Source organism: Mycobacterium persicum (genome assembly GCF_002086915.1).
In the GTDB taxonomy this organism is placed as follows: domain Bacteria; phylum Actinomycetota; class Actinomycetes; order Mycobacteriales; family Mycobacteriaceae; genus Mycobacterium; species Mycobacterium persicum.
Genome location: NZ_MWQA01000001.1, coordinates 5,348,313 through 5,354,209, shown reverse-complemented (window position 1 = coordinate 5,354,209; position 5,897 = coordinate 5,348,313). Strand labels below are relative to the sequence as shown.

The 5,897-nt window shown below is 67.3% G+C and carries 4 protein-coding genes and 2 pseudogenes; 1 reads left to right on the top strand and 5 read right to left on the bottom strand.

The window, feature by feature from the left end; all coding sequences use genetic code 11:
• A pseudogene (locus B4U45_RS29595) lies at positions 1-242 on the top strand (PGRS repeat-containing protein); the annotation flags it as partial.
• Positions 243-255: 13 nt separating this feature from the next.
• On the opposite strand, the gene B4U45_RS24255 reads toward B4U45_RS29595, so the two are convergent.
• From B4U45_RS24255 to B4U45_RS24235, 5 genes and pseudogenes are all read right to left on the bottom strand, one after another.
• A complete protein-coding gene (locus tag B4U45_RS24255) occupies positions 256-2,067 on the bottom strand; it encodes a penicillin-binding transpeptidase domain-containing protein (RefSeq protein ID WP_075548109.1) in 1,812 nt (603 codons plus the stop codon).
• Between the two features lie 105 nt (positions 2,068-2,172).
• Complete coding sequence (locus tag B4U45_RS24250; RefSeq protein WP_075548108.1) at positions 2,173-3,030, bottom strand: GNAT family N-acetyltransferase; 858 nt, start codon at positions 3,028-3,030, stop codon at positions 2,173-2,175.
• 53 nt (positions 3,031-3,083) lie between these two features.
• On the bottom strand, positions 3,084-4,256 hold the full coding sequence (gene ispG, locus B4U45_RS24245; protein WP_075548107.1) for a flavodoxin-dependent (E)-4-hydroxy-3-methylbut-2-enyl-diphosphate synthase: 1,173 nt from the start codon (positions 4,254-4,256) through the stop codon (positions 3,084-3,086).
• A 31-nt stretch (positions 4,257-4,287) separates the two neighbouring features.
• Positions 4,288-5,502 (bottom strand): M50 family metallopeptidase, encoded by a 1,215-nt coding sequence (locus B4U45_RS24240; protein WP_075548106.1) that lies wholly within the window; start codon positions 5,500-5,502, stop codon positions 4,288-4,290.
• 19 nt (positions 5,503-5,521) lie between these two features.
• A pseudogene (locus B4U45_RS24235) lies at positions 5,522-5,897 on the bottom strand (1-deoxy-D-xylulose-5-phosphate reductoisomerase); the annotation flags it as partial.

The window sequence follows — 5,897 nt, the reverse complement described above, 5'->3', positions numbered from 1 at the left end:
CCGGAGGCAGCGCCGGCTCCGGCGGCCACGGCGGCAAGGCCGGGTTGATCGGCGCCGGCGGCGCTGGCGGCGCGGGCGGCGAATCGGTTGACGGGCTCAGTCCCGGTGGTGACGGCGCTCCCGGCGGCGACGCCTGGCTGCTGGGCAGCGGCGGCAACGGCGGCAACGGCGGCAGTGGCGCGCCTGCGGGCAAGCCTGGCGGTGGCGGCGCCGGCGGTCTGATTTTCGGACAAAACGGCTCGTAGTCACGACGTGCTACGCGAGGTATCCGGGCGGCAGGATGTCGAACATCATCTTGGTCATCCGCACCGCGTACTCCGAACTGCCGCCCCCGACGATCAGCGACGCGAACGCCAGATCGCCGCGATACCCCGCGAACCAGGAATGCGATCCGCCCGGGAATTCGGCTTCACCGGTCTTTCCGAAAATCTCACCGCAGCCGGCGATCTCCTTGGCGGTGCCGTTGGTCACCACCAGCCGCATCATGGGCCGCAGCGCGTCGATCATTTTCGGGCTGATCGGCGTGCCGTCGCCCTCCACCGCCGTTGGCCGGCCGACGATCAGCTGCGGCACCGGAGTCTTGCCCGCCGCCACGGTCGCCGCCACCAACGCCATGCCAAAGGGGCTGGCCAGGACCCGCCCCTGACCGAACCCGTCCTCGGTGCGCTCGGCCAGGTCGACCGTCGGCGGCACCGACCCGGTCACCGTGGTGATGCCTTCCACCCGATAGTCCAGGCCGATCCCGTAGCGACTGGCCGCCTGGGTCAGACCACGCGGCGGTAATTTGCTGCTCAGTTCTGCAAAGGTGGTGTTGCACGAACTGGCGAACGCCCGCGACAACGGCACCACGCCCAGATCGAAGCCACCGTAGTTGGGAATGGTGCGGTGTCCGATGTCGAGGTGGCCCGGGCAGCCCAGCATGGTGTTGGGGGTGGCGATATCTCGCTCGACGGCCGCGCCGGCGGTGATCATCTTGAACGTCGACCCCGGCGGGTAGAGGCCGGTGGTGGCGATCGGGCCGTCGGCGTCGGCGCCCGCGTTCTGTGCGATGGCCAGAATCTCGCCGGTCGACGGCTTGAGCACCACGATCATCGCCTTGCCGCCGCGGGCGTCCACCGCGCGCTGGGCGGCGTTCTGCACGGTCCGGTCCAGCGTGATCGTGATCGACGGCGCCGGTGACGGCTCGACTTCGTGCAGCACCGCGACGTCGACCCCGTTCTGGTTGACGCTGACCACCCGCCAGCCCGCCTGTCCGTCGAGCTGGTCGATCACGGCCTTTTTCACCTCGGTCATGACGACCGGCGCGAAATGGTCGTCGGTGGGCAGCAGGTCGGCCTGCGGTGTGACCACGACGCCGGGCAGTTGTCCGATCGCGCCGAAGACCCGATTGCTGTCGTCGGCGCGCAACGTGACCCCCAGATCCAGCGGATGGGTCGACGAGCTGGCCCGTTCGGCGAGCAGCTGCGGGTCGTTCAGCGTGTCGTTAAACGGGTGCAGGGCCTCTACCACCGCGTGTGCGGTGCCGATCAGGTCTGAGCCGGCCGTGGTCGCATCCAGCGAGTAGTGGTACAGGTAGCCCGGCGCCAGGACGTCGGTGCCGCCGAGTTCGTTCACCGAGGCCCGTCTGGGTGGATCCGACCGCAGCGAAAAGGTCTGGTGCTCACCGAGTTTCGGATGCAGCCCGGTGGTGGCCCAGCGGACCTCCCAGTTGCCCTCGTCGCGGGCCATCTTGAGCTGGCCGTCGTAGCTCCAGGTCCGGTTCTTGGGCAGATGCCAGGTGAAGCGATAAGCGACGGTGCCCATATCCTCGGCGTATTTCGAGCTGAGGAGCTGGGCGTCCAGGTGGGTGGCTTGCAGTCCGGCCCAGGCGGCGTTGAGTGCTTCGCGGGCTTCGTTGGGGTTGTCGGTGAGTTGGGCCGCGGTAGCGGTGTCGCCGATAGCCAATGCGGCGAAGAACTTCTCGGCGGCCGGGCCGGGGCCTTCGGGTCGGGGAGTGCACCCCGGCAGTGCGACCACCGCGACCAGAACACCTGCGACAACTGAGGCTAACGTTATTCGAGTTACCATCGTGACTGATGTTAAGAGGCTGACGGCAGCGGCCGCGCAGACACACCGAGACCCAACCGTTATTGAGCCCCGCCAGGGCCGTGGCGTTACGCTCGCGGATCGGAGTCAGTCGAGCAGCACGGTGGCGAAGGTGCCCACTTCCCGAAAGCCGACGCGGGTATAGGCGGCCCGGGCGACGGTGTTGAAGCTGTTTACGTAAAGGCTCGCGATGCGGCCGCTACCGACGATCACCGCGGCCACCGTCGCAGTGCCGGCGGTGCCCAGACCCAGGCCGCGTCGTTCCGGATGAACCCACACCCCCTGGATCTGCCCGACGGACGGAGACTGCGATCCCACCTCGGCCTTGAAGACCACCTCGCCATGCTCGAATCGGGCCCAGGCCCGTCCGGCCGCTATGAGGCTGGCCACCCGACGGCGGTAGCCGCGGCCACCGTCACCCGTCCGCGGGTCGATGCCCACCTCGCCGATGAACATGTCCACCGCCGCCACCAGGTAGGCGTCCAGTTCCTCCGGTCGCACCTGTCGTACCTCGGTGTCGATCGAACAACTGGGATGGCTGTTGATGGCCATCAGCGGTTGATGGTCGCGGACGTCACGCGCGGGGCCCCAGGTTGACTCGAGACGCTGCCACATGGGCAACACCAGGTCGGCCCGGCCGACCAGCGACGAACACCGCCGCGCCGTGCTCTTGGCCTCGTCGGCGAAGGCGTTCAGATCGATCAGCCCGCCGCGCAGCGGAATGAGGTTGGCGCCGGCGAAGCACAACGACTCCGCCACGCCGCCACGTCGGGTCCACAATTCGCCGCCAATCGAATTCGGCTCGATGCCATAGTCGGCGACGCGGGCGGCGACCATGCACGATTCGACCGGGTTTTCATCGAGCACCTGCCATACCGCGGCGGCATCACGCACCACAGCCACCCGTCGTTCGCCGACCAGGCGCAAGATGGGCGGAGCCGACATCTGAAGAACTCTCTATGGTGCGAACCGAAACCAGGACCGAGGGCTGGCGTCTATCAGCTTACGGTCACAATCGGCGAACCGCTCGATGTCGCGCCCGGATCCTGTTCGGCGTCGGCTGCCATGTCGGCGGCCAGCCGCATCGCCTCTTCGATCAACGTCTCGACGATCTGCGCTTCGGGCACCGTTTTGATCACTTCGCCCCGAACGAAGATCTGTCCCTTGCCGTTTCCGGAAGCAACGCCCAAGTCGGCCTCGCGCGCCTCCCCCGGACCATTGACCACACAGCCCATCACGGCCACCCGCAGCGGCACCTCCAGCCCGTCGAGACCCGCGGTCACCTCGTTGGCCAAGGTGTAGACGTCGACCTGGGCGCGGCCGCACGACGGGCAGGACACGATCTCCAGCGTCCGCGGCCGCAGGTTCAGCGATCCGAGGATCTGATTGCCGACCTTGACTTCTTCGACCGGCGGGGCCGACAAGGACACCCGGATGGTGTCGCCGATGCCCTTGGACAACAGGGCCCCGAAGGCGACGGCGGACTTGATGGTGCCCTGGAATGCGGGACCGGCCTCGGTGACGCCGAGATGCAGCGGGTAGTCGCACTGAGCGGCCAGCAACTCGTAAGCGCGGACCATCACCACCGGATCGTTGTGCTTGACGCTGATCTTGATGTCGCCGAAACCGTGCTCCTCGAACAGCGAGGCCTCCCAGAGCGCCGACTCCACCAGCGCCTCCGGCGTGGCCTTGCCGTGCTTCTGCAGGAACCGCTTGTCCAGCGAGCCGGCGTTCACGCCGATCCGGATCGGGATACCGGCGTCACCGGCGGCCTTGGCGACCTCGCCGACCCGGCCGTCGAATTCCTTGATGTTTCCCGGGTTTACCCGCACCGCAGCGCAGCCCGCCTCGATGGCGGCGAAGATGTACTTCGGCTGGAAATGGATGTCGGCGATCACCGGGATCTGGCTGTGTCGGGCGATCTCAGCCAGCGCGTCGGCGTCCTCCTGACGCGGGCAGGCCACCCGGACAATGTCGCAGCCGGCCGCGGTCAACTCGGCGATCTGCTGCAACGTCGAGTTGACGTCGTGGGTTTTGGTGGTGCACATCGACTGCACCGAAATCGGGTGGTCGCTGCCGACGCCGACGTCACCCACCATCAGCTGACGGGTGGGGCGCCGAGGGGCGAGCGTGGGCGCCGGCGGTTGCGGCAGGCCCAGGCCAACGGTCACTATCGGTCCTTCTCTCTAGGTCGCTAGGTCGCTATTGGAAAAGCCGGATCGGGTTGACCAAGTCAGCGGTGACGGTCAAGAGCATGTATCCGACAACGAAGAACAGGACCACATAGGTGGCCGGCATGAGTTTGAGATAGTTCACCGGCGCCGCGGCAACCTTGCCGCGGGCGGCCCGAATCATATTGCGGATCTTCTCGAATATCGCGACAGCGATATGACCACCGTCGAACGGCAGCAACGGCAGCAGGTTGATCGCACCCAGGATGAGGTTCAGCTGGGCCAGGAAGAACCAGAACGCCACCCACAACCCGTGGTCCACGGTGTCGCCACCGATGATGCTGGCGCCTACCACGCTCATCGGAGTCTCCGGGTCACGCTGCCCGCCACCGATGGCATGGACCAGCGCGCCGACCTTGGTCGGGATGGCTGCCAGCGCCTTGCCCACCTCGATGGTCAGGTCCCCGGCGAACGCGAAAGTCGCCGGAATCGCGGACAACACGCCGTAGTGGGTAGGACCGGGACGGACGGCCCCGACCCCGATGGCGCCGACGGTGGCGGGCTGGACTTGACCACCCTGTCCGGTGGGCAACCAGCGACGGGTGGATTCGATGGTGACGTTGGCAGTGATGGTGGTGCCGTTCCGCTCCACGACGATGGGCACGGTGCCGTGCATTGCGCGGACCGCAGCGGCCATCTCGTCGAAAGTGGACACCGGGGTGTCGCCGACCTTGACGACGACGTCGCCGGCGCGCAGGCCCGCCAGGGCGGCCGGGCCGGGCCCGACGCACTGTTCGAGCTTGCCCTGGCTGGTTTCGGCTGCGACGCAGCCGGTTTCGCCGATCACGGCCCGGGTTGGCGGATGCAGGTTGGGCAGGCCCCAGATCACCGCGATCGCATAGATCAGCATCAGGCAGATCACAAAGTTCATCCCCGGGCCGGCGAACAGCACCGCGATCCGCTTCCAGGTCGCCTGCTTGTACATGGCGCGGTCACGTTCGTCGGGAGCGAGCTCCTCGACCGGGGTCATGCCGGCGATGTCGCAGAAACCGCCCGCCGGAATCGCCTTGACGCCGTATTCGGTTTCGCCGCGGCGCGTCGACCACAGGGTGGGACCGAAGCCGACGAAATAACGACGCACCTTCATCCCGGTGGCGCGCGCTGCCCACATATGGCCGCATTCATGCAACGCCACCGAGATCAGGATGGCGAGTGCGAACAGCACAATGCCGATAACGAACATCATCAGCCTGTATGGACCTTTCTCACGCTTGTCCGGAGACCTTTTCGTAGGCACCGGCCGGCCTTGCTTTGGCAACCGCGCGCTGCGCGCGTTCCCGCGCCCAGCGCTGCGCGTCGAGTACGTCATCCACGGTAGCGGGTGGCAGCGCCCATTGGTCGGCATCGTGCAGCACGTCGGCGATGGTCCCGACGATGGCCGGAAAGCCGATGCGGCCGGCAAGGAACGCTTCGGCCGCTTCTTCGTTGGCGGCGTTGTAGACGGCGCTCATGCAGCCGCCGGTTTCGCCGGCGTGCCGGGCCAGTTCCACCGCAGGGAAAACATCGCTGTCCAGCGGCTCGAACTCCCAGCTCTGCGGGCTGCCAAAGTCGCAGCAGGTGGCCGCGCCGGGCACCCGGCGC

Bases quoted from the DNA above. Each gene is read 5' to 3' on its own strand.
- B4U45_RS24250 (WP_075548108.1), bottom strand. From the start codon at position 3,030: ATGTCGGCTCCGCCCATCTTGCGCCTGGTCGGCGAACGACGGGTGGCT.
- B4U45_RS24255 (WP_075548109.1), bottom strand. From the start codon at position 2,067: ATGGTAACTCGAATAACGTTAGCCTCAGTTGTCGCAGGTGTTCTGGTC.
- B4U45_RS24240 (WP_075548106.1), bottom strand. From the start codon at position 5,502: ATGATGTTCGTTATCGGCATTGTGCTGTTCGCACTCGCCATCCTGATC.